The 25318-nt window shown below is 35.8% G+C and carries 22 protein-coding genes; 12 read left to right on the top strand and 10 right to left on the bottom strand.

The window, feature by feature from the left end; genetic code table 11:
- Positions 1–41 precede the first annotated feature (41 nt).
- A complete protein-coding gene (locus tag AXA65_RS03185; RefSeq protein ID WP_063968692.1) occupies positions 42–944 on the bottom strand; it encodes a leucine-rich repeat domain-containing protein in 903 nt (300 codons plus the stop codon).
- A 451-nt stretch (positions 945–1395) separates the two neighbouring features.
- Between AXA65_RS03185 and mnmE the strand changes: the two genes are divergently transcribed.
- The 10 genes from mnmE to AXA65_RS03135 all read left to right on the top strand — a co-directional run bounded on the left by mnmE (position 1396) and on the right by AXA65_RS03135 (position 10951).
- Entirely contained in the window at positions 1396–2781 is a 1386-nt protein-coding gene (gene mnmE, locus AXA65_RS03180; protein ID WP_063968691.1) for a tRNA uridine-5-carboxymethylaminomethyl(34) synthesis GTPase MnmE, read from the top strand.
- A 167-nt stretch (positions 2782–2948) separates the two neighbouring features.
- Entirely contained in the window at positions 2949–4088 is a 1140-nt protein-coding gene (locus AXA65_RS03175; RefSeq protein WP_063968690.1) for a site-specific integrase, read from the top strand.
- A gap of 173 nt (positions 4089–4261) precedes the next feature.
- Complete coding sequence (locus tag AXA65_RS03170; protein WP_063968689.1) at positions 4262–4474, top strand: helix-turn-helix domain-containing protein; 213 nt, start codon at positions 4262–4264, stop codon at positions 4472–4474.
- The gene (locus AXA65_RS03165; protein WP_063968688.1) at positions 4471–4806 is read left to right on the top strand and encodes a HipA N-terminal domain-containing protein; all 336 of its coding nucleotides are present in this window, start codon (positions 4471–4473) and stop codon (positions 4804–4806) included. Before AXA65_RS03170 ends, AXA65_RS03165 begins: the two co-directional genes overlap by 4 nt.
- The gene (locus AXA65_RS03160; RefSeq protein WP_063968687.1) at positions 4799–5746 is read left to right on the top strand and encodes a HipA domain-containing protein; all 948 of its coding nucleotides are present in this window, start codon (positions 4799–4801) and stop codon (positions 5744–5746) included. Before AXA65_RS03165 ends, AXA65_RS03160 begins: the two co-directional genes overlap by 8 nt.
- A 79-nt stretch (positions 5747–5825) precedes the next feature.
- A complete protein-coding gene (locus AXA65_RS03155; RefSeq protein ID WP_063968686.1) occupies positions 5826–6626 on the top strand; it encodes a hypothetical protein in 801 nt (266 codons plus the stop codon).
- Between the two features lie 124 nt (positions 6627–6750).
- A complete protein-coding gene (locus AXA65_RS03150; protein ID WP_063968685.1) occupies positions 6751–7032 on the top strand; it encodes an excisionase family DNA-binding protein in 282 nt (93 codons plus the stop codon).
- Between the two features lie 102 nt (positions 7033–7134).
- Positions 7135–8295, top strand: a complete 1161-nt coding sequence (locus AXA65_RS03145; RefSeq protein WP_063968733.1) for a VapE domain-containing protein — start codon at positions 7135–7137, stop codon at positions 8293–8295.
- A gap of 216 nt (positions 8296–8511) precedes the next feature.
- On the top strand, positions 8512–9495 hold the full coding sequence (locus tag AXA65_RS03140) for a toprim domain-containing protein (protein ID WP_063968684.1): 984 nt from the start codon (positions 8512–8514) through the stop codon (positions 9493–9495).
- 295 nt (positions 9496–9790) lie between these two features.
- Positions 9791–10951 (top strand): hypothetical protein, encoded by a 1161-nt coding sequence (locus AXA65_RS03135; RefSeq protein ID WP_063968683.1) that lies wholly within the window; start codon positions 9791–9793, stop codon positions 10949–10951.
- A gap of 308 nt (positions 10952–11259) precedes the next feature.
- On the opposite strand, the gene AXA65_RS03130 is transcribed toward AXA65_RS03135, so the two are convergent.
- Both AXA65_RS03130 and AXA65_RS03125 read right to left on the bottom strand, forming a co-directional pair.
- Positions 11260–12354 carry a hypothetical protein gene (locus AXA65_RS03130; protein WP_063968682.1) on the bottom strand — a complete coding sequence of 365 codons (1095 nt, stop codon included), beginning with the start codon at positions 12352–12354 and terminating at the stop codon, positions 11260–11262.
- A gap of 1 nt (position 12355) precedes the next feature.
- Positions 12356–13153, bottom strand: a complete 798-nt coding sequence (locus AXA65_RS03125) for an RNA polymerase sigma factor (RefSeq protein ID WP_228391611.1) — start codon at positions 13151–13153, stop codon at positions 12356–12358.
- Between the two features lie 398 nt (positions 13154–13551).
- Between AXA65_RS03125 and AXA65_RS03120 the strand changes: the two genes are divergently transcribed.
- Positions 13552–13785, top strand: coding sequence for a helix-turn-helix domain-containing protein (locus AXA65_RS03120; RefSeq protein WP_063968680.1), 234 nt, complete (start codon positions 13552–13554; stop codon positions 13783–13785).
- A 337-nt stretch (positions 13786–14122) separates the two neighbouring features.
- Here the strand turns inward: AXA65_RS03120 and AXA65_RS03115 are convergent, their stop codons facing one another.
- From AXA65_RS03115 to mobA, 7 genes are all read right to left on the bottom strand, one after another.
- Positions 14123–16495 carry an AIPR family protein gene (locus tag AXA65_RS03115; RefSeq protein WP_063968679.1) on the bottom strand — a complete coding sequence of 791 codons (2373 nt, stop codon included), beginning with the start codon at positions 16493–16495 and terminating at the stop codon, positions 14123–14125.
- A 3-nt stretch (positions 16496–16498) separates the two neighbouring features.
- Entirely contained in the window at positions 16499–17476 is a 978-nt protein-coding gene (locus tag AXA65_RS03110; RefSeq protein WP_063968678.1) for a PD-(D/E)XK motif protein, read from the bottom strand.
- Positions 17473–20313, bottom strand: coding sequence for a Z1 domain-containing protein (locus AXA65_RS03105; protein WP_063968677.1), 2841 nt, complete (start codon positions 20311–20313; stop codon positions 17473–17475). Before AXA65_RS03105 ends, AXA65_RS03110 begins: the two co-directional genes overlap by 4 nt.
- Complete coding sequence (locus AXA65_RS03100) at positions 20310–21770, bottom strand: ATP-binding protein (protein WP_063968676.1); 1461 nt, start codon at positions 21768–21770, stop codon at positions 20310–20312. The genes AXA65_RS03105 and AXA65_RS03100 overlap by 4 nt, the downstream gene beginning before the upstream one ends.
- Positions 21767–23014 carry a DNA cytosine methyltransferase gene (locus AXA65_RS03095; protein WP_063968675.1) on the bottom strand — a complete coding sequence of 416 codons (1248 nt, stop codon included), beginning with the start codon at positions 23012–23014 and terminating at the stop codon, positions 21767–21769. The genes AXA65_RS03100 and AXA65_RS03095 overlap by 4 nt, the downstream gene beginning before the upstream one ends.
- 10 nt (positions 23015–23024) lie before the next feature.
- Positions 23025–23453, bottom strand: coding sequence for a very short patch repair endonuclease (locus AXA65_RS03090; protein ID WP_063968674.1), 429 nt, complete (start codon positions 23451–23453; stop codon positions 23025–23027).
- Between the two features lie 126 nt (positions 23454–23579).
- The gene (gene mobA, locus AXA65_RS03085) at positions 23580–24020 is read right to left on the bottom strand and encodes a conjugal transfer protein MobA (protein ID WP_185114310.1); all 441 of its coding nucleotides are present in this window, start codon (positions 24018–24020) and stop codon (positions 23580–23582) included.
- A gap of 521 nt (positions 24021–24541) precedes the next feature.
- On the opposite strand from mobA, the gene AXA65_RS03080 reads away from it, so the two are divergent.
- Positions 24542–25309 (top strand): ParA family protein, encoded by a 768-nt coding sequence (locus tag AXA65_RS03080; protein ID WP_063968672.1) that lies wholly within the window; start codon positions 24542–24544, stop codon positions 25307–25309.
- The last annotated feature ends 9 nt before the right edge of the window (positions 25310–25318 follow it).

The following is a 25318-nucleotide window of genomic DNA, read 5'->3' as shown; positions in this document are numbered from 1 at the left end:
ATCCCACTCCTATCTTCATCAATTTTAATGTAGATCCAGAATTAATAATTTCGGATACTACAATTGGTCAATCTGCTTTTGATCCTTGCTATTTCTTCTTTGCTGAAGTTATTGCCTTGGATCTGAAGTTCCCTTAATTTTTTAAGTTCAAGGATAGATTCTGGTACAAAATCGATCTTCATGTCTGCAATCGAAAGTCTAAATAAATTGGGAAAATGATCAAAAACATCTGGAATTGACACTTTACCATCTTTGACCACAAGTCTTTCCGATTTTTTCTTGGTTCTCCAAAAAGAAATATCCAACTCTTCTATCTGACCCAAATCCTTGATGCTCTCCAGCATTTGCCCAAAAAGTTCATAATTAGGCATTTTTTGCCCCATCACAGTTTCGGCGCTCAGATTTAGCTTCTTTACATTTTTTAAGGATGACAGATCTGGAAAGATTTTCAAATCAGACAGGGAACAGCTGAGGTCTACTTCTTTCAACTGGTTGGCGTTATCATTATTTATTTTGATCTCCGAAAATCTGCAGACCGGTGCGCTCAGTGTTTCGATGTTTTTTACATCAAAGATCCAATCAGGAGCAACTTGTGGTTCTTTATCTTTAGGATCGAAGACAATCTTCAGGTCTGTGATCGACGTCGTATTCTTGATAGAATCGGGAACATTGTAAATCGCTTCATTGCTTAGATTAAGCTCTTCTAAGGATTTGAGCTGATCAATATTCGACGGGAGATGACAATGGTCATTCACGCCAAGACTTTTTAGATTCTTCAGTAAAACCAAATCCTCTGGGATATGGTAATCTTTTTTACTGCTGAAGCCCAATTCCTCAATATGGCCGATCGCTTTAAAATCTATTACTTCATAATCACTTGCTTTATCTATAAAAATACTTTTTGATTCCTGTGCGTTTTTGAGATTAAATTTTTTGAGAGCCATATTTGTATGATGAGGTTAGATCAAATACTTTTTTCACTATGATATTAACTGGATTTTAACGGTCCATTAGGTATAAATGATTACTAATTTACAAAATTATTTAAGACATAAGACGATAAAAGTTGTATCACTGGAATCTATATGCAGCTTTTCTTAATCAAGTAAAAAAATCAAAAACTTCAAACTATTGACAAAAAAAATCATCATGATCGCTCCAGAATAAATTATAATCATTGAGACAATCATTTACAGTTAAAATATCAGTCAATCAATTTGAAAATCTTGTTTTACAGAAAAATCCATAGCCCTGATGGTAACGACATCCTTTTTTATTTTTTTTGTGCTTCGGTTTTATTCAGGATGACAAATGTGAAAAAAAATAAAAAAGATATAGTGGACAGCAGGTTCCCGGCTCCTGAAAAATATGCGGAAAAACACGTAACTTTGTAACATGAATCAAGACACGATCTGTGCATTGGCCACGGCAAACGGAATAGGAGCTATCGGGATCATCAGGATTTCCGGAGAGCGATCTTTTGAAATTGTAAGCAAGATATTCCAGGGAAAAAACTTGGAAAAAGTAGATTCTCATACGGTACATTACGGCTTCATAAAGGATGAGAGTGAGGTGATCGATGAGGTGATGATCTCTGTCTTCCATGCTCCGAAGACCTTTACGACAGAAAATTCTGTGGAGATCTCATTTCACGGTTCGCCTTACATTGCCAAAAGGATCTTGGAAGTTCTGATCCAAAATGGTGCTAGAATGGCGAGAGCAGGAGAATTCACGATGCGAGCCTTTATGAATGGACGGATTGACCTTTCGCAAGCTGAATCCATCGCAGACCTGATCGCCTCTGATAATGAAGCATCCAGAAAAGTGGCTCTGAATCAACTGAAAGGTGGGATATCTCAAGAGATCTCTATCCTTAGGAATGACCTTTTGAATTTTACATCTCTGATAGAACTGGAATTGGATTTTGCTGAGGAAGATGTAGAGTTTGCAGATAGAACAGCACTCAACCAATTGCTTAATAGGATCGAAGGTAAATTAAGTTCTCTCATCGAAAGTTTCCAGTACGGTAACGCTATAAAAAATGGGACAGCTGTTGCCATCATCGGAAAGCCTAATGCTGGAAAATCCACACTTTTGAATGCGCTTTTGAAAGAAGAAAGGGCAATCGTGAGCAATATTGCCGGAACTACGCGAGATACGATCGAGGAAATTTTGCACATCAAAGGCAACGCTTTCCGACTGATAGATACGGCAGGATTGCGCGAAACGGTGGATGAGATAGAAGCAATTGGCGTAAAAAAGGCAAAGGAAAAAGTAGATTCTGCGGACGTTCTGATCTATTTGGCGGATGCGGCGACGGAAGATTTTTCGGAAGACTTTGAAATTCTAAAACCGCTGTTGAGAGAAGATCTAAAACTGATCATCTGTGCTACGAAAATTGACGAAGTTCTACCTACAAAATATGAGCTTGTGGAATCCGCATTTAGAACAGAGATCACATCTGACTTTGATTTCATAAAAATTTCGGCTGTCGAAAATCAAAACATTCAGGACCTCAAAAATGAGTTGTCCTCGTTCGTTGAGCATTTAAAATCCGAAGAAAATAATGTGATTATCACCAACCAACGCCACTTCGAAGCTTTGAAGAAATCACTTGACTCGGTGAGAAAGGTTGAAGAAGCTGTAAGTTCTCAAATCACGACCGAGCTATTGGCTTATGAACTACGCAATGCGTTGGAATATCTTGGTGAGATCTCTGGGGAATTCAGCAACGATGAGGTGCTGGGGAATATTTTTTCTAAATTTTGTATCGGGAAATAAATTAGCTTTTCTTTGATTTCTTTTTCTTTCTTTTAGTTGACTATCAGATATTTATATAGTTTTTATTTTCTCTTTTTAGTGTTTATTTATATATTTGTACCACTTTTGTACTACTTCATACCTCGAAAATAGTGAAAAGTAGTACAAAGTAGTACAAAACAGAATTTATGAAAATATCACTTAGTCAAAGAAAATTAAAGGACGGAAGGATCAGTCTGTCAATCGAGTTTTACCGTGGTTCTGAAATTACTGATAACGGAAAAAGAAAGCATCTGAGAAATTTTGAGAACTTAGACACCTATCTAATTATAGATCCAAAAACTGCCAAAGAAAAAAAAGAAAATAAAGAAGCTTTGGAATTTGCAGAAAATGTTATTGCAATTCGAAAAGCTGAATTTGCGCAAGGAAGATTTGAGTTGAAAAATACTGCGAAAGCTAAACGGGTATTTTTAAATTTCTTCGCTGATCTTGCTGAGGAAAAACGAACGCTCGATTCGTCAAATAATTATGGTAATTGGTTCTCTACTTACCAGCATTTGAAAAAAGTAGTTCCAAAGAATTTAACTTTTGAGGAAATTGATGAATATTTCATTAAAAAAGTTCGGAAATACTTTGAAAAGGATGCAATCAGTAAGAGTGATTTACCTCTTTCTCAGAACTCCAAATATTCTTATTTCAACAAGTTTAAAGCTGCACTTCGAAATGCTTTCGATAATGGATATTTGACCATAAATTATGCAGCAAAAATAAAATCATTTGAGCAGGCTGAAAGCCAAAGAGAATATCTTATTTTTGATGAACTACAACGATTAGCAAAAGCGGAATGTAAATATCCGGTTTTGAAAAAAGCTTTTCTTTTTTCGTGTTTATCAGGATTACGTTGGTCAGATATCAATACTTTGATTTGGAAAGAAGTCCGTGATGAAGGTGATATTTCCAGAGTCAATTTCCGACAAGAAAAAACAGAAGGTGTAGAATATCTATATATTTCAAAACAAGCCAGAGAATTGTTGGGTGAAAGACAAGATCCGCAAGAAAGAGTTTTCAAAGGGTTAAAATATGGAATGACCTACAATACTGAAATTATCCGCTGGTGCAATCGTGCTGCGGTTCCGAAACATATTACTTTTCATTCAGCTCGACATACGAATGCTGTCCTACTTCTGGAAAATGGTGCTGACATTTACACAGTTTCCAAAAGACTAGGACATAGAGAATTGAGAACTACGCAGATTTATGCTAAAATCGTGGATAGCAAAATGAAAGAAGCTGCTGAGATTATCCCGGAACTAAATATTGAGTTTTGAAATTTAATTGCATAAAAATGAATTTCATTTCTTGTTCATCGCAATAAATAGTAACACATATGTAGGTATTGTTATATGTATTTAGATATAATAATACTTTATTTTTCATTTTTATATCTATTTGCATATATTTTTATAACTTTACTTAATAATCGATGTAAAAGCATATAGCTATGTATACCAATCTTTCAAATTTTGTAAAGAAAAAACGCAAAGAAGCAAATTTGACACAAGAGGAATTTGCTGATAGAACTGGCGTTGCACTTACAGTAGTTCGTAAAATAGAACAGGGAAAAGATAATCTGAGTTTAGCAAAGGTGAATCAGGTGCTTCTGATGTTTGGTAGTAAACTTATACCAATGAATAATAAAGAAGTTGAAGAATGAGACAGGGCAAGGTTTTTTATAAAGATATTTTTGCAGGAATCGTTTCAGAAACTGATGATGGTGAATATACATTCGCATATCAGCCCTCTTATATTGAAGAATATCCAACACAATTCCTTACATTTTCTATGCCTGTAAAGGACAATATTTACAGGGACAGAAGATTATTTCCTTTTTTTGAAGGGTTGATTCCAGAAGGCTGGCTATTGGACATTGCGTCAGATAACTGGAAAATCAATAAAAACGACCGTATGGGCTTGCTTTTAGCTTGCTGTAAAAACTGTATAGGAGCGGTCAGTGTTGAACCTTTAGATCTATCTACAGATGAATAAGTGTCTTTTTTGTTATCAACTGTTGAAAGACAATGAAGTTGACTTTCATCCGAAATGCAGTAAGATAATTTTCGGAACCGCTACAGCTCCAGTGCTTAACTATTCTTTAAGCGAAATGGAAATTTTAGCTAAGGAGGTTATAGAAACATCTATTTCGGTACCAGGCGTCCAACCAAAATTGTCTTTAAACTTCACGAAAGAAAAACTAGAAGATGGGACTAAGGGAAGGTTGACAGTTCTGGAAGCTTTAGGAGGTAATTACATCCTGAAACCTCAGAATATGGCTTTCCCTCAAATGCCGGAAAACGAACATCTGACAATGCGGTTGGCAGAGTTATCAAGAATTCAGACCGTGGTGTCTTCACTGATAAGATTAAAATCGGGAGAGCTTTCGTACATCACAAAAAGAATTGACAGAACAGCATCTAACGGGAAAATACATATGTTGGATATGTTTCAGATAACGGAGGCATCTGACAAGTATAAAAGTTCCATGGAGAAAGTTGGCAAAGCTGTGAATGAGTATTCTTCTAATACTTTACTTGATGTTTTACGACTTTATGAAGTGGTTATTTTCAGTTATATCACAGGGAATAATGATATGCACCTGAAGAATTTCTCTATGATCTTACAAGGTGAAAATTGGGTGTTTTCACCTGCTTATGATCTGCTGAATGTCCAGCTTCATTTACCGGAAGATAAAGAAGAAACAGCATTGACGATCGGAGGAAAGAAAAGTAGATTGACAAAAGCTGATTTCATTAACTTAGGATTAAAATTCGGATTGTCTGACAAACAAATTGCAAACATTTTCAATAGGTTTATAAAGGCTGAAAAAAAGATGATGGATTTGATTGATATATCTTTCCTCATGCAGGAAAACAAAATGATATATAAAGATCTACTAAATTATAGATTTCAATTATTCAAAAACAGTTAATTTTTTATACCCCATTCTACACCTAGAGCTATATGCGTTTTTTAATAAACTGTTTTTTTGTGTCATTTGATATTGAGTTATGATGAAAAAAAATATAGAAAGTAGACCATCCCTATTAATTCTGCTGGCATTTATTATCTCAGTAATAATTTTGTTGGGCGTTTATTTAATTCCTGAAAATTTCAGGGTTTATTTATTAAAAAGCATCTTCCTTATTTCGATCATTTTTATTCTCTATCCGTTCTGTCGAGTAAATGTAAAATGGATCCTTTATTATTTTTTCTGCCTCGATCGTGATTGGTGGATCGCGAGGATCGAAAGGCCTAGAATTTTCATCTACAGTATTTATTTTGGTATTTTACTGATGATGTTGAAAGATATATCGATTTCCAATCAATATGTACTGTTCTTCTATCGTCTGTCCATCCTATTCTATTTAGTGGTTGGTGCTGTGATGCTTGGAAGATTGATTTGGACGAAAAAATTTGAATCTGCGCTTCTGCCTGAGATCAAGAATTTTGTCAATCAAAGTATTTCGATCCGAAAAATAACATTGTCCGAAATTGACGAGATCATCAGATCAAATACTAAAAATATTGAGGAGAGTTCATTGGGTGATCTTGAAGATCTATTGAAAGGAAAAGAAGTCGAGAATAAAATTAGATGGGTTGGGACATCTGGTAAAAATGTAATTACCTATACCGAATTATTTTCGTTGTTACATTCAATTCTGGAAGGAGGCGACATCAAATTCGAGAGAGCAAAAAGAAGGAGCTTAATGAACTTCATTATAGCAAACTTCGTAAAGTATGAGAAAGGAGAAATTTCTCAAATTCCGTATGGCAGTTTAAACAGTGCATACACCAATTTCGTTTTGTAAAATCGATCATATTCAAATTCTATACTGTAAAACCCTTTATTAAAAGGCGTTTTGACTATCCGAGTATTTTAATGACATTGTCATTTGTTTTCCTTTGCCACACAAATTTTAAAATAGTAAAGCAATGGAAAACGAAATCATCCTTCACAAGCTGAACCGAATTGAAAAGCATATTGTCGGTCTCAAATCTATTCTTAATGTTGAAGAACTTTCAGATTATACAGGATTTAAAAAATCCTATATCTATAAATTAGTTCATACCAACAGTCTTCCTTTTTCTAAACCTAATGGGAAAGTTCTTTTTTTTGAACGAACTAAAATTGATGAATGGTTGTTGAAAAACAGCCATAAATCAAATGATGAAATTCAACAGGAAGCCATAGAATTTTCTTTACGCAAAAAATAAAACCTGACTGTGGCAGCAGTCAGGTTTTAGATGTTTGTTTTACCTGGAAGTAGAGCTCAGATATAAAAATTATATGTTCCGTTTCCACAATCCCAAATGTTTATGGAAGAGAATAAAACGCTGTATCAAACCGGTACAGAAACTAAAACGATCTTTGACCGGGCATTGAATTATCTCAATTCTAAATATTCCATTCGGTTTAATACTATATCTCTGGAGTTTGAGATCAAATTGAGTTCAGATAAAAAATGGTCAGATCTAAATTTGAACTCATTGTTTATCGAACTTATTCAGTCAGGAATTGATATCCCGATCAATAAACTGGAGATCCTGGTCAGAAGTCATTTGATCGAACAGTATGATCCCATTTCAGAATATTTTAAAAGTCTGGAAGATTGGGATGGTGAAGATCATATCAGGAAGCTTTGTTCTTATGTGAAAACCAATGATGACGCTTCATTTTTCTATCACACCGAAAAATGGTTTACCAGAGCGGTACTCTGTGCTTTGGAAAAAGAAAAGATAAACAAACATTGTCTGGTTCTTGCGAATGCCATCCAGAATAGCGGAAAATCAACCTATTTAAGGTTTTTTATTCCTGAAAAACTGATGAATTATATTTCTGAAGACATTGGTCTGGACAAAGACAGCAGGATCAAATTGTGCAAGAATCTGATCATCAATCTGGATGAATTGTCAGTTTTGGCTAAAGCAGACATCAATTCACTAAAGGCTTATATCTCCAAAACGCATATTAACGAGAGATTGCCTTACGCAAGGAAATCAGAATATCTGGAGCGGATCTGCAGCTTTGTGGGATCTACCAATAAAACAGATTTTTTAACCGATGATTCGGGAAGTGTAAGGTGGATCATTTTTGAAGTGACCGAGAAGATCAACTTCATTTATTCGTCAGAGATCAATATTGATAAAGTTTGGGCGCAGGCTTACTACAAAGCTTTTAAAAGGAAAAATTATAATCCGGAACTGTCTGTAACAGATATTCTGGAGAATGAAAAACGCAATGAACGATTTACACAAATGACCCTGGAACAGGAGATCGTGAACAAGTTCTACGAACCCTCCGATAATCTTGAAGAATTTATGACTGCGACAGAAGTGATGATCGATCTGAATTCTCACGGTGTCCGTTTGAATCATTTAAAGATCGGGAGAGCTTTATCCTCTTTCAAATTTCCAAGAGTTAAACATCCACAAAGACAGATCTACGGTTATCTCATTCGATTGAAGACCATAAAATAATTAGACAGAATTATTCTACCAACCTACCTAATAGCTTTAAGTGACACAATGTGAATGTTTTAATTAGGTAAGTAGATAAATCCAAACCTACCTAAGTTACCTCAATAATAAATTGGGTAAGTAGGTAGATCAAGGTAGTCGCAAAAAGAGGATTATTTATTTGATGATCAACAGATCGGTAACTAGGTAAGTATTTTAATTAAAAACATAGAAAAAATGAACTGTAAACAATTTAACAGCATATCGCTGGAAGAAGTCCTCCTTTCTCTCGGACACCTTCCCACGAAACAAAATGAAAAAGAAGCTTGGTATCTCAACCCCTTTGCCAGCGAATCCCAAGCCTCTTTCAAATTGGAAAAAAGAATTAATGCCTGGTATCTCCATTCAGAAGGTGTCGGTGGGAATAACACCGACTTTATGAAGAAATATCTAAATGCTTCGGTCAATGAAGTTCTGGACTGGGCGCAAAAGCAAAATTTTTCTTCTTTTCATCAGCAAGCACAGATTAAAAAGTCAGAACCAAATTACACAATAGATGAAATACTGGATCTCCAGAATCCAAACCTAAAACAATATTTGCAGGGACGTGGATTAAGTCCCAAAGTCTATGATCATATAAAAGAAGTACGATTTACCATCGGAAGTAAGAAACTCTACACCATTGGTTTTGAGAACTTATCTGGCGGTTTTGAATTGCGTAATGCTTTTTACAAAGGTTCATTATTGAAAAAGGATGTTTCCATAATAGATCTCAACAGCAATGGTCAGGATAAATCAAATATTCAAAATAGGGATATCAGAGGCGTAGCCGTTTTTGAAGGTTTTATGGATGCCTTGTCTTTTATTGAAATGCAGAAGTCTTTTGTAGGAGATATCCTTGTAATGAATTCCATTGCTCTTTTAAACAAATCCATCGAACATCTGAAAAACTATCCTGACATCCATCTTTTTCTGGACAACGATAATGCGGGAATTAAATGCAGGTCTGAGATCATAAGATCTTTTCCGGCAGCAAAAGACCATGCCAGTTTCTATTCAAACCATAAAGATCTCAACGAATTTTTGATACACAGAATGAAAAATAATGTATCAAATAAGGCAGGAAAACAATCTGAACAATCACAGGAACCTAATAAAATGAAAGCAGTAAATCAGGAGCCGAAAATCAAAAATTCAAATGGTTTTAAAAGGAAACGCTGATAAGGCGTGCTGTATTTTTTACCTACTACCCGCAGAAGTTAGGAGCGCATTCGCAACTTTGAAGGTCGTGCCTCCCAACAAAGTTTCTAATACGCTCTGCGAGGCTTTTAACCTGAGTAAAATAATATCAGGTTGGTTCTATTTACCAGTGTAAAGGACACTGTCATTTTCATCCAAGGTGTGTAAAATAAACACAGGTAAAAATTATTGCTGCGTAATATAACTACAGCAATCTTCAGCGAAAATTTAAAAGCATAAAACAATAAAAGTGTAAAACTTTAAAGATGTAAAAGCAATGAAGACCTCTATTAATTTCAAAGTTGTTAAGTCCGATTCTGAAACCCACAATTTCAGGAAGAAAACTTTTGATTACATCCGGAAAGACCTGACGCCAAGAAATGAATACTGGATGGAACAGAGAATAGCTGACAGGATTCAAAAGATCGAAGCGTATTGCAAAGAAAAGTCCGGAAGAAAATTACAGAAGAATGCAATGCCTGTTCGGGAAGCGGTTGTCGTGATCAAAGAAGATACAACGATGCTGGAACTTCAAAACTTAGCAAAGAGACTGGAAGAAGAATTGAGCATCCGTGTATTTCAGATCGCCATTCACAAAGATGAAGGACACACTGATAAAGACACGAAAGAATGGAAACCAAATTACCATGCTCATTTGATAGCTGACTGGCAGGATTTGAATACTGGCAAAACACTCAAACACCAATCCTTTCATTATTCAAAAATGCAGGATCTGACAGCTGAATGCCTCAATATGGAAAGAGGGATTTCTGGTTCCAGAGGAAGATTGGAAGCCATTGAGTTTAAGATTCAGCAGAAGGAAGAAGATCTCAAAGTTTTGGAAGAAAGGTATGACCTAATGAAATCTGAAATGGGTTCGAAGAAATCGGAGGAGCTGGTTGTCAAGGAAAATGATTTTCTAGGTTTTAAAAAAATTAAGACTGACAAGACCATTGAAAATTATGAAAAAGCATTTCGAACTTACAAAAGCACAATTCTAAAAAATAAAACGGAATTGGAATCCAAATCAAAACAAATTACTGAGCTCAATACAAAGGTTGATGATTTAAAAAAGCAGGTACATTTATCCAAAAACAAAAACGCTGTATTATTGACCAACCCTACCGTTTTTGCTTCAGAAAAGAAAAAATATCTGGATTCTGTTATTAACATTGTTGAGAGGGAAATCAAATTTTCACGATTCAGAAATCCACACCTAGATAGAACAGATAAGCAAAAGCTGATATCGGAAATGGAAAAAATAGCACAGAAAATTTCACAAGAAAATACGGTTCCATTTTCAGCCTTCAATGAGATTTTTAAAGATACTGGAATGACAAATCAGCTTTTCTCTCTGTTGCAATTCGGTAACAACAGTACAAATTATGAGGCTGAGGATATTCCAATTCAAAATAAAAGAAAGAGAAAAAGACTCTAATAACCACTACGTATTGCAGAGTGATTTCTTTTGATTGATGGCAATTAAGGAAACAAGAATTCAAGACTTCAAGAAAGCAAGAATTCAAGGAAGCAGGGAAGCAATCAATCACGCTGGATTGATTGATGACACCTTTGATGATGTAGGATTCTCCTATTGCAATTTGATTTTTTGGTTATGCTTTCTTAATTTTTGAAAAAAAAGAAACCCACGCCGTTGTATACACCGGAAAAAAGTTTCATTTTCCAGTATTTAGTGAGTGTTCAAAACCTCACCCTACGGGTTTACAAGCACCCTCATTTTTTTAGCTATCCGATGATCAATTCGATACCGGCCTTTTCTGCTTTGTATTTTATTTTGGCCTGCAATTCATAATAACTCCAGTTGCGAAGTACAAACTCCTGTTCTTTTGCAATCCCTATTTTGTCTTCCTGATCTTTGAGAATCAGGGTGCCCGCCTGCTGCCGGATGCAGAAATCAATCAACTGCCGGCTGTACAGATGAAGATGGTGACTGACAAAACTGTTTTCCAGATCCTCAGTTTTGTGCAATGCCTTCTGTTTGCGTTTGGTTCCGTGTCCGGAACGGGAATAAGCGGCTCCGCCTCTGATCCTTTTATTACTGGCCTGTATCGCCAGCCTGCGGTAGAGGAATTCCTCTTTCGAGCCGATAGCCATCCGCACATTGTTGGCTTTTACCACAATCGGATGTTCTAATGACAAAGAAGCTTCAGCAATGATTTCGGGTTTTAAACCGTGGTCTTCCTTTTCAAATTCAAAGACGGCCAGCCAAAAGATCTTACCGCCTTTCAGCTGTACCTGTGAGTTGCACAGCTTGATCTCTTCTCTTAAAAGGCGTTCCAGAATTAAATGTTTATCAGAGAAATCTCTCCCTAAATAGGTTTTGACCGGAATCGCAAACATATTGAAAGTGAACGCTTTCTTTTCCGGATCATACTTCATTTTGCTGATGCATTTCACCGGAAGGGGAATGGGAATGTCTTTTTTAAAATTCTGTAGTGATTTTGAGCCCTGCCAGTAGTCGGCTTTGTTTTTGGAAAAGGTAGATTGTATCGTATTGTTCAGGCATCCCAGAATGTCTGTGGGGATTTCTCCTTTGAATTTGTCAAAGACTAGACGTGCTGTGGTGTTTGTTTTCGAACGGTCGAAGATTCCCATTTCATCCTTTTTTTCATCAGCTAACTTATATTGGATTTCTTCGGTGAGGTAAAAGAAATCCTTGATCATTTCCTGAACATACAGATGTGAAACAATCAGATTAGCCGCCCGGAAACAGCGGTTCTGATACCGGTAAAGTTTTTCCCACATTTCGCTTTTACTGTCGACTGGAACATCTATCACCAGTTGAATTTTGCGCGTCAGCGTTATTGTAGACTTTTCCATATTAAAGCGGTATTTCAGATCGGTTATGATTTTGCAGGTGCTGATAGGCGTACAGAAATTCCCGATGGACTTCCTTCTCAGGTAGTTTGAGTTCTTGTGCAATCACCGCAAAAGAAGATTTCTGCTCAAACCGTCTTTTGATGATCTCGAGCTGTTGACTGCTGAGTTGTTCTGATTGCTCTTCTTTATTGAAAGTTTTTTCTTGTGGTGGCTCAAAAGAAGTGACCTTAAGAATTTTCCGAAGCTCTTGTATGGCTTTGCTCACCTCCGTGCTGATGCCTGTCACACTGCTTCCCATAGCTTCTGCAATGGGTTTGTACTGGAAGCCATATTCCAGGCAGAGTTCTATCAGGTGTTTCCTTTTGGGATTCAGAACGGGTAATACCTTTGTGATTTCATCGAATTTATTTTGGTCGGATTCCTGGCCGTGTAAATACTCTTTATCTTTCAAAGGATCGTAACCTGCAAGATACTCCTGGTAATTCTCAAAACTGTCAAGAGAAGCCATCAGGCGGGTGAATTTATTCCTGGGAGCAGTGACATACGCGATACAATCCCTTTTCATCACAAAGCGTAAAAAGCCGGTAATATGATCAGGCGATTCGATGGTGTCGCGGTACAGCCACAATTTTAGGAAGGTATCCTGAACAATCGTATCCACTACGAAATCATCCTTCAGTATTTGCCATCCAACCCAGAAAAGAAGTCTTTTGTGGCGCAGATGAATGTGTTCGAGAGAAACAGGATTACCTTTTTTCAGCAGTTCGTACAACTGAAGATTGCTCAACTTTCTGGGCAAAGAGTTTGTTCTTTTCATAAGCAGCATATTTTAGCAAAATTATTGCTGAAGGAACTGCTTATATCTACTAAGAAGAATTCTACCTACATCTTAATCCTCATTTCTTTAGGTTTAGCACAAAAGAAAAAGCGTGGAACTCAACTTACCGACTGGTGGTACTGGCATACCGAGCAACGATAAGTGAGCCCACGCCGAAGTCGTGGGCACATTTACTTATCAACTCGTTGCTTCTTGAAAAGTGCCAGTTTTCCAGTCGAGAATCTAAGCAATAGCTTCTATATTTCATTTAACTATCGCAAAGTTACATTCTTGTAACTTATATTACAAATGTAACAAAAATAATTTAATTACGGTCGAACGGCCGTAATATTTTGATAACAAAATATTTCTTTTGTTGAATGATTGACATAAACGAGAAAATCTGTTCTTATATAACTAAAAATTGGTTAATTCCTTGGCTTAAAGAAGATAAGTCACAGAATTCGTTTGCTAAAAATCACGATGTTGAAGAAAGTACGGTCAGAAAAATTAAAAGTGACAATACATATAGGATTCCTGTTGAAACACTTTATAGAATCTGTAAAGCAAGAAAACTTACTCTTGAACAATTTTTTAAACTTATAAATGAATAAAATACCAACGAGAGTTGGTGTTTTTTTTACCCCAAATTATACCTTTGATCGACGAGCATTTCAGAGATCTATAATCAATACAAGCAACAGTGTTTTTTTTAATTTATTTTAAAGTTTTCAGGAAAAAGCTGTATCGGTTGAATACTAAGCTTTTATAAAGATTATCAAAAAAGTCAGGTAACGATTTAGTAACGGTGCTTATTGCTTTGCTTTTCAACGTGTTTCCGTTAGCTCATAGCAAATATACGAAAATTACTTTCCTCCTCATATTTATCTTTAAATGTATAGTTTTTTTCAAAATCAACCATTAGTGTCTTGTTGTAATGGGACATCAATGCTATACCTTAATGCCAAACTTTTTCAATTTCCCCAATGATTCATAAGCCCGAATTAAGGCTTGCTCTTTTATTTTTTCCTTTTTAGCCAATGCGGTTTGAACGGCTTTTACGTTTGCTAATTCAAGGTTATCGAACACTTTTGTATGGCTGGCTACATCTATAATTCGTTTCCAATCGTCTTTTGAAACTAATAGAAGTTTATCGTAGATAAATTTCACTTCTACAATTTCTTTGTCTTCTAATTTCGACAAGGCTTTTACTTCGTCAATAAGTGCTGAATTTTCCTGAATATAGTCTAACACTTTTTTACCAAAGGTAATTTCCCTTGCCGTCAGATTTTTATTCTTGTTCAGTCGGCTTACCAAATCAAAAGCGATAGACCAATCAAAACCATCAGGCTTATTAGTGTCTATGTAAATTCTAAAACCGTCCCAGAATTTCAATCCCATTTTTTGAATTTCGCTGATTACAAAAACGGAATCTTCTATGTTGTTCGTGTCAATTTCTTTCTCGTTTTCCCGTTGTATTTTTTCTTCTTCCGAAATCAAATACTCGTTTAAAACCGAAACCAAATCTTCGGAATATGCTGTATTTTTCAGTTTCTCCCACGAAGTAGCACGTTTTGCATATTCCGAAATCAAACTTCCGCTTGCTTCTGTAATAATGTGGTTGTAAACAAATACAAGCAATTTTGATAACTGATTGCTCAAAAAATCGTCAATTTTTTGTTCTTCGTAAATCTTCCACAAATCAATTCTGTTGTTTGTCAAATGGTGGAAATACGAAACTGTATAAGCAACGGAAAGAGCTTTCAAACTTGTGTCGCCAATCGCATTAACTCCTTTTCTTCCGAAAAGCTGGTCAATGGTTTTAAACAAAATAGCATTAGCAATGAGTTTACGATAAAAATTCTCTCCTGGCAATTTGTTTTTGCTGACTAAATCCGTGATTTTTTTTGTATAATGAATAAAGTTTTTCTGCGAACCCTGAGCTACAAAATGCGGTTCTAATTCCCAACCGTTGATGAATTTTGCAATATCTGATTTTACAAATTTCAGACTTGACGGATTCTGTTCTTTGAACTTCTTTTGTTGTGCAGGCGTTTGTTTGTTCAGTGTTTCCCGATATTGTCCGTTAGCACGTTCAAAGAACCATAAACGTGACTGATTTTTATTTTCAGGATTGACCACATATTTTTTCCTCGACAGGTTTTCAATCTGCACAAAATACGGATTGTTTGACGACAAGTCTAATTCTGAAACTTTGTTCTGACTATTTGCGAAGCGTGAAATGTTGGGAACTTCAATGTTTTTCTGGTCTTTATCTTTGATAACCGTCAGTTTCATCTGAACAAAAATTTTGCTCAAATTAGCATCTTTAAATTTCTTTTGTGTGTGATAAAGCGAGGCCGTTGTTTGTCCACCGTTCACAATCTGGAAATCGTACAATCGTGTAATGACAAGTTGATTGTCCACAAACTTTGTTTCAACGCTTTCGGCTGTGGCAGTAATACCGTTGTTGTACGGCAAAAACATTTGCGGTTTTGTGCGAATGGTATCTCTGATTCCTTTGTTGAATTTTCCTGCCTGTCCCAAAAACGCACGAACATTGCTTTCCAATAATTCATTTGAAAATTCTTTGTACAATTTTGCTAATATTTCACCAGGCACAATTGCCAGATAACAATCATACATTTCATCAATACCCGGAACTTGCAGGCATTGCAAACCTTTTCCGTTTTCGGTAAAATGTTCAAATTCTATTTCTATCGGTTCGTGAACACTGTTGCTTTCATTGATTTTGAACAATCGGGCAATGTCCCAGGTATGGACGAAAATATCAGCGTCAGCAACTTCAATCTTTTCTTTGTCGTGATTTGAAAAGCCATTTATCAGGAAATAAACATTGATACGGTCAAAATCTTTGCCTTGTTTTCCAATGGTTTCGATTAAATGATATAATTCGGTGTTTGATTTATCAATATAGTCAATATGGCGTTTTAATGCAGAGTTAATAAAACGTTTTATTTGATTGAGCGACTTTGTGTAATCGTCTTTTGTAATGTTGTAATCGTATTCGTTTTTGTAGAAAGTGATAAACAAATCCAGCGTTTCGTAATACTCTTTTTTGTTTTCGTCTTTCACAAAATCTTTCAGACAAAACCCATTTATTTTCCAATCAATTCCGCCCTGACTGTTTGGGTTAATGTATGACAAAACTCTTGCTCCTTCGGATTTTCCGATGCTTTCCAAAACTTCAATGCAATATTCTGTGAATTTATCTTCAAAACTTGCTCCTTCGCCTTCCGAATAAACCCGTGAAGCGACATCTGATTTTAATTCTTCAATATAATTTTCTAACGCTCTTTCCATTACCTAAACCTTTGCAAGTATATTTTCGGGTTCCACAATAAAACTTTCTACGGCTGAAATTTCTATTGAATACGAAGTATCGTAAATTCCCAAAGGCAACTGATTTTTTACAATTTTAGGAAAGTCAGAAGTTACTGCAAAACCAAATGTTTTTTTGAGTGAATACATTCTGCCATAATGCTCACTGTCTTCGTCAAAATAGCCGTTTAACTGCAATTTTGAATTGAAAATACTGCGTTCTTCATCGGTTGAAATCACTTTTCGGGTTTGTGCAATCAAAGAATTAAGCGAAAATCCGTTGTCTTTTACGGCTTCCGTTGAATACAAAACCAAAAACAAATCGCTTAAATTTTCAGCATCTAATTGTCTTTCGTTTGAAACTTTTATTCGTGGTTGTTTTGATGAAGTAAATTTGATTTCTATTCCAACTGCACCCAAAGTAAAATCTTTTGCCTGAAATTCCATTTCCGCACCAGTCCACGCATTTACAGCATTTGCCGATGTTTTTTCGTCATTTAAAAGATAGTTCAGAAACAACAATTCGCCAATCAATCCTTTTTGTTGTTCCAGTGACAAGCCGTTGAAATTGATTTTATCAAACATTTTTTTCCATTTGGAAACTACATTCAGCGTTGTTGTAATTGCTTCACTTTCTGTAACACTTGGTTCAATATCTTCCAGAATGTTTTGAATGAATAAGGAAAAAATAACTTTTAATTCATTGTCTAAAAGATAGATGTAAAATTCTATTTTATCCTCGGGTTCAATCGGTAAAGTATAGATTTCAACACCTTTGAAACGATAATTTTTCAGTTCAGGAATTACTACATTTTTTGAAACCGACATTATGTATAAATGTTGTCCCGTGATATGGTTTGTAGCCGCAAAACAATTCAAATGCGGAATTTCATCAATTCTTGTTCTGATGATAACTTCGCCTGTCGGCTTTTGATTTTCCCAAATTGATTTAATGTTTATCATTCGTTTTCAGTTTCAGGGTTATCATCATCGGTCATTACTTCTTCATCAAAACCTTTATTAATTGTTGCTGTATATGAAACTTTTACTTCGTCATCAATTCTTGGAAAATGTAAACTGTAACCCACAATTGGGATACCGTTGTTTACATTTGGCGTTCCTCTTTCGTCTAATGCGTAAATCAATAACAGACCTTTCTTTTCCGCTTGCCGCTGTGCTTTAATATCCGCATAAGCCATTTTTGAATAATCTTTATCTTTTGACAAATCAAAATATCTGTCGCCTGTCTGGTCAATCTGATTTTTTGAAATCAGATAAAATTCGCCACCACGCCCGATTTGCTGATTACGCACACTGCAACCCATTGTGATAACTTCGTTATTGTGTTGCAACTTAAAAGTCGCAAGGCTTTCATTTGATTTTCGTTCGTTTCTTGGTGTTTTGCCTTTGTAATCAATAAAAACTTTTTCGTCAGTATTTGAAATAATACAAATGCTCCATTCCTTGATTTTATTGCCTTTCGACTGTGTTTTGATGTAGTCGCTTAATGTTGCGTTGTTAATACTTGGTTGCTCAATTTTGTACGCATCAATGAAATTACAAAGTGCTTCAATGTTTGTATTGGGATAAAATAAGTACCTTGTTTTTCCTTTATTTTCAACTCTGTTCTCTTTTGCAGGGAAACCGATTGTTGAAACCAAACTTTTTAACGCATTAAAGTTGTTTTCAATCGCAGATTTTGTTTTCAGCAAGCAATACGTTTGCGGATTTTCCCCAGAAAATGAAATTTCAATGTCTTGTGAAAAATAAAGTTTATTCAAGCTCGTAATGGTCAATAAACCGTGATGATTTCTGACTTTCAAACGAAAATCCTTTGGACGCTGATGTGTTGCCGTCATTTCGTCAAAGTCGTTTCGCATTTCTTCGGTTGCCATTGTGATATGGTTAAACCATTCAAAAATTTGGTTGGTTGTGTACAATCTGCACAAATCAACGTAACCAGGGCGATAACCAAACCAACGTCCCATTTGCATAAGCGAATCATACATTCGGGTTGTTCTGATATAATACGAAATTGACAAACCTTCGAGCGTAATTCCTCTTGACAGACGACTACCGCCAACAGCAATAACAGATAAACCGTTTTCGTGTCGGTTGTAATCAATTTCTTCAATGTTATGGTATTCTAAATTTGTCGTAGAACGTGTGCCGTGAACGGAACGAACATCAATTTTTAGAACAGCATTTTTGAGTTCCTTTTTGACTTCTTCCCAGGAATGCTCTTTTATTCTGATGTCGGTATAATCTAAATTATCCAACACATTTTTTGTTGTGGGTAAAAAGTCGGTTTCGTATAATTCTTTCAATTCACTCAATAAAGTTTCATCTTCACTTTGAATGGCATTTTTGTATTCTTTTGTTTTTTCATTTACCAAATACGCAACTCTGTCAATCCAACGCACCAGCAACGCAACGTGAACCAACATTGAATTGTGTTTGTTTTCGTGCCCCCTCACTCTGCGAATGGCACAGGTCAGAATGAACGATTTTATAGCTCGTTCCAAACTTGGCGGAAGATATTCGGGCAAAATATCTTTGTTTTCTCTGTTGATTGTTCTGAAAAATGGCGGGTCGTAATCGTCAATTTCTCTGAAAATATCCAACGGTTCTTTTGTGAGTTCTGGACTTGTATTTTCGTAGCCGAAAATTTTTGCTGCACCAATGTAATTGGTCGGTGCTTTAATGTTAATGATAAAATCTCTTGGAAATAAATCTTCTCCTATTTTGTATGTTTTGTTTTTTACGACTGTCGTTTGTTCCTCGTTGTAATCCTGTGAAATAAACAAGTTTGCATAAGGCGTAGCTGTGTAACCGATAAAAGTATTTTGGTTGAAAATGTTTAACAACGTTCGGATTAAACGGTTTATAGTTTTGATGTCGTTTATATCCCGTGAAGCGTTTACAGAAGCCGCATCGGCTTCATCATCAATTATCAGTGCTGGAACATCAAACAGTTTTGGCGTTCCGTCAACTTCTCGTATATTTTCATTTTTTGAAAACCAGTCAATCAGGTTTTCAAGAATACTTTTGTTCTTTTTGATAACGAAAACAACAGGATTTTTTCCGATTGGAATGTTTAATCTGTTCGCAACGGATTGACTGAAATCGCCTTCATCTCCGCTTTTGTAATACGAAGAAGTTAAAGAATAAATATCGGTTTCCGTTTTGTATTTACCAACTCCAATAAGTCGGTTTTGGTTTTCCCGGATAAATGCGGAACTGTTCCGTCCAATATAACCCGAATCAATTCTTTCCTGTGTTTGTCTGCGTAGCGAACTGATTGTGCCTGCAATAATGATGATTACTTTGTAACCTGCATCAGTCGCTTTATTGATGAGTCCGACATAGTTTGAAGTTTTTCCCGATTGAACGTGTCCGACAACCATTCCACGCCTGTCCCAAGAACCTTGTTTTTTCGGATTAACGCATTTATCAAGGATTTTATCTGTGAAGTCGTCCAAATCGTTTACAGGAAATGACGGGTCATTTTCCGACATATACAACTTATATCTGTTCCACAAATCAAAATTGACATTGGCTTTTTCATCATTTAGCCAAGGTTCAACATCATCAGATAAAATTGTGATTTCGCCTTTTCCTACACTATAATCAGCACGCAAAATTTCAAACAATTCTTGTTTGTCAAAAGTTTGTCCTTCAACTATGTTGATTGCAGATGCTTTTTCAATGACAGATAAAAGCACTTCATCAGTGATTTGTCCCTGATGAAGTGACAACAAAGTATGTGCTATTGCTCTTGCTGATTGTAATAAACTCATTTCAGATATTCATTGATTAACGGAAACAAATTAAAAGGCGTTGAACTCATAATTTGTTGTCTTGCCAATTCACTTGGCACTCCTTGTTTTACATTTATATTGTACAACTCAACAGCCAGATTGATTAAATCATCAGTTGGTTTGTCGGCTTGCTTTTCTAATTCGTGAAATGCCGGGTCTTCATTTTGGTTTGATAAAATCAATTCTATTGGAACATTTTCTTCCAGCAATTTCAATGCTTTTCCAACCATTTTGTTGTTTTCTTCCAGCAACGATTTTATTATCGGGTGCTTTCGGTTGATTTTATATTTCTTAATTCCTTCTCTTGTTTTTTCATCAATCCATAAAGGTTCGTGATTTACATTTCCGCTTTCGGAAAATGTTTTTTGACCTCGCCAGTTATAGATTTTAGCTGATTTCATAATTGCGATTTTCGCAATACGTGAAAGTTCCCGTCTGATTTCTATCGGTGGAGTAGCGGTTGATTTTTTGATATCCAAATGCCAGTTAAAATCATTTGAATTTGTAAAATTTACCGAAATTCTTGCCAGTTTTGAATAATCACGTTTCTTTTCAAGACCAAGCCAGTCGCCAGCAACAAGCAATCTGTCGCCACGATAAATATAAAATCCCTGTGCATTAAACCAGCCCAGCGAACCGCCCGAATTTTCATAATCCGTTTTACCAATTTCAGACATATGCGGAAGTATGAAATAGGTAATTTCCACATTACCGAAAATTTCAGGTTGTCCCATTTCGGGTTTCGGATTTAAGTTTAATAAGAAAGGATTGTAAGGCTCAATTTCTTCGTTTTGAAAGTAGATTTTTATTCGTTTGCTTTCAATAAACTTGTGAAACACTAAACTCAAATGTTGTTTTACAGCAATCATTTCAGCATAGAAAGCGTTTTTAACGCTTTCGTTTGTTGTTTCTGCATTGCCAACAATTCGGTCTAACTTTTCCCAGAGAACTAATGTTCCTGATTTTTGCTTTTCAATTTTTTCAGGAAAAGAATCGTCAGAAACATAATCCAACAACTGCCATTCGTTTTCCTGATTAATGTAATCAATGTCCCAACAACGCTTTATTATTGCGTAATTTTCACGTTTGGTAATACAAGTAAGCCGTTTACATTGCGAAAAAGAAGCGGTTTTCAACCCCATTCCAAAACGCCCTAAATCTTTTTCGCTTCGCAATTCTTCGGGGTCTTTACTGCCCGGTGTCATCGCTAAAACAAGTTCTTCTTTGTTCATTCCAGTTCCGTTGTCGGAAACAGAAATGAAAGAATTTTGTCCCTCCCATTTGTATTCAAGACGAATTTCGTTTGCGTTGGCAGAAATTGAATTGTCTATGATGTCAGCAATAGCCGTAGAAAGGTTGTAACCAAAACTTCTGTAAGAATTGATTGTTGATTTTGGATTTGGTTTGGCTATTTCCGCTTTTGTAAATTCATTCATATCATTTCCTTGATTTTTTCGGCAATTTTTTCAGCCATTAAAGGCGGAACAGCATTACCTATTTGTTTGAAAGCGGCTGTACGGCTACCTTCAAAGAAATAATCATCGGGAAAAGACTGTATTCTTGCGGCTTCTCTAACGGTAATTGAGCGGTTTTGTTTCTTGTCGGGGTGAATGTAATAATGCCCGTCCATTGCAATATGAGCAACTACAGTATGCGAAACACCTTGTCCATTTACAACCTGAAATCTGTTTGTAAATGACTTTGTATTGTTATGCTTTATTAAACGAGAAGGTAAAGTAGCATAATTTAATCTTTGCCCTTTATTCCACTCATCAACAGCAATACGATAGATTTCTAAATCGTTTTCGTTATTAGGTCTGGCTATGTGTTGTGTAACAATATCTAATCCATTTCGGATTTTAGCTTGTTCCAGATAATCGGTTGTTGGCTTTGCATAATCAACGGCATTTAAAGTTCCTTCTCCGTTTTGTAATTTTTTTAAATCGGAAAACAAATCTTTCAGAACTTCATATTGTGGTTCATTCTCTTCAAAATCAGGATAGGTCAAATTTAATTCCTGTTTCCAGCCAATGATAATAACTCTTTTCCTGTCTTGTAAAACCCCGAAATTTTTCGCATTGAGAAATTGTTGTTTATTTGTCGGAAGACTTAATTCGTATCCTGCTTTTCTTACAGCTTTGAAAATATTTTCCAAATGCACACCATTTTTGGCGGTTAGAATTCCTGGAACGTTTTCAAATACAAACATTTTTGGCTGGTATCTTTTCAGAAACTCAACATAATATTTATATAAAAAATTTCGCTGGTCTTTTTTCATTCCGTGTGGGTCTCTTGCTCTGCCCGCAACAGAATATGCCTGACAAGGCGGTCCTCCTATGATAACATCAACCTCTTTATCTCCCAACTCTCTGTCTATCACTTCAAAAATTTCAGGCAAAGACTTTTCTGAAATTTCTTTATTGATTACAGAATTTATAAGATTTTCAGGTACTTTCTTCCAAAGCTCTTCCTTGTTCTTTGTTTCAGATTTCAGATAATCATAATAAATTTCAGATTGCCCGTTTTCTTTCAGCCAGTGATAAGCCGTTCTTGTTTTTATGGTGTCACAGGCATCTTTATTCATTTCCACGTGAGCAACCGGATTAAACCCGGCACGGATAAAGCCCTCTGAAAGTCCTCCTGCTCCTGCAAACAAGTCTATGTAGTTCAATTCTTCCATACTTTAAATCTCAATTCTGTAATTGGTCTTGTATGTTTTGTAAAATATTATTTAACGTTACTTCCCGTTTTTCTTTTTTCAGCTGACATTCATAAACTATTATAATATTCCAGCCATTATTTTTTAAGAAAGCAACATTTTCTTCATCTCTTTTTTTATTCCCTTCAATTTTGTCCAGCCAGAATTCTGTTCGTGTTTTAGACACAACAAAATATTTACAGTTATCGTGTCCGTGCCAGAAACAACCGTTTACAAAAATTACGGTTTTAAATTTTTTCAGTATTATATCTGGCTTTCCTGGTAATTTTTTATCATACAGTCTGTAACGTAAACCATTTGCAAACAAAAATCTCCTTACCAGAAGTTCTGGCTTTGTGTCTTTCCCTCTGATTCGGCTCATATTATAGCTTCTGACTGCTTTGGAATGTACATCTGCCATTTGGCAAAAATAAGAAAAATATAAGCCCGTCATTAAATATACAAACAAAATATTACTTTTTGAATATCAGTTGTTTGAATTTTAAGGACTAATAACTCTAAAGTCCTTTCAGAAATATTTTTTCAGTTATTGGCTTTGCTCTTTTTTCAGATGTCTTTTTTCAAATTCCTCGGTTAGGGTGATAATTTTTTGACACAAAACGACCATTTCAGCTGTCTGCTTTTCCAGTTTGTAGAGGTAAGCCGATGCTTTTTTCTCTGAAAAATTACTGTATAACAGCTTTACAATTTGGTTGTAATTTACACCTACGGAACGAAACTGACTGTGAAAAGAAGTCAATCGCATATAAAAATCAACAGTTCCTTTGTCAATTTTTACGGATTTTATTTCCTTTCCAAACAATAACGAAACTATGAATCTTGCTTTATTGTCCACTCCTGACTGGTCAAAAAGAGCTAAAAATTTAGCATTTTCCTCATCCGTAAGACGAAAAACATAGCGGTTCATTTTTGGATTAACCTTCGGTTTTCGTCCACCTTTGTTCTGTTTTCTGTTCTTGTTTTCCATAATAAATACATTTTTAATTTTTTAACCATTCGACTTCGGAGAAATGGTTTAGCTCCCTGCGTAAGGGCAAGTTGTTTTAGGCACGATTTTAATTTGAGTGCCTCAAAACACAACTTGCCGTGTTCTGTTGAACACAATAATCCGTCCTGCAGAACGGATTGGAGTTAACAAGAAAAACAATCTGAAACCACTTTCCATTTTGCGTATAAACACCTTGATTTTAAGCGATTAGACCTACTCCGTTATTCCTTTATAAAGTAAAGGAACAATCCACTTTCAGCACTCGGACAAACACTGCCACTGAACGCCAAACACTGCCATACTTCAATCATCGGATACTTTAATCGCTTTATTTGCCTTATCGTTTTAATGCAGGTAGGAAAATTAGGTTTGTGTAAAAGCATAAAGTTTTAAAAGTATAAAACAGTGAAAGCATTTTACTTTCTGCAAGACTTACCGATTGCCCCAAAATATACTTGTGTGCAAAATGGATAAAATGTGTAACAATAAATTTTTAAATAATGGGAACAACAAAGAAAACCTTAAAAGTCAGTTTCGCCACCCAAAAAGGTGGCGTAGGAAAATCAACAATGACAACCTTATTGGCAAGTGTACTTCACTACCGTTTGGGGTACGATGTACTTGTAATGGACTGCGACTTTCCGCAACATAGCCTTACCAATCTGCGTGAAAGGGATTTAAAAACCATAATGCAGAACGAATACCATAGGAAAATGGCAATGAAACAGTTTCAAGCCATTAACAAAAAGGCATATCCGATTATCAGGTGCAAGGCTGACACTGCTTTGCAGACCGCTTCGGAACACGTAAAGCAATCGGCAGTTAAGCCCGATGTGATTTTCTTTGATTTGCCAGGAACGGCAAATACCAAAGGTGTTTTGACGACTTTAAAGAAAATGGACTTTATCTTCTCTCCGATGTCGGCAGACCGCTTGGTCGTGGAAAGTACATTGGGTTTTACCAAAGCATTTATCGGGCTTCCACCGATTGGGGGCGAAAACAAAGAACAAGTAATGTGGCTGTTCTGGAATGGTGTGGACGGCAGGGAAAGAACAAGCGTGTACGAAGCCTATCAAAGCGTAATCCAACAGCTTAATCTGTCCGTAATGCAGACAAGGATAATGGACAGCAAACGTTTCCGAAAGGAAATGGACGACACAAGCACTTATGTATTCAGGTCGAGCCTGCTACCTGCCGAAGTACCGTTGATGAGAGCGACAAAATTGGATTTGTTTGTTGATGAGTTTTTAAAAATTGTTAAACTATAAAAATATAGA

The organism is Chryseobacterium sp. FP211-J200 (assembly GCF_001643375.1).
Lineage (GTDB): Bacteria > Bacteroidota > Bacteroidia > Flavobacteriales > Weeksellaceae > Epilithonimonas > Epilithonimonas ginsengisoli.
The sequence above is the reverse complement of the archived record's forward strand: the minus strand, read 5'-3'. Positions and strand labels throughout refer to the sequence as shown.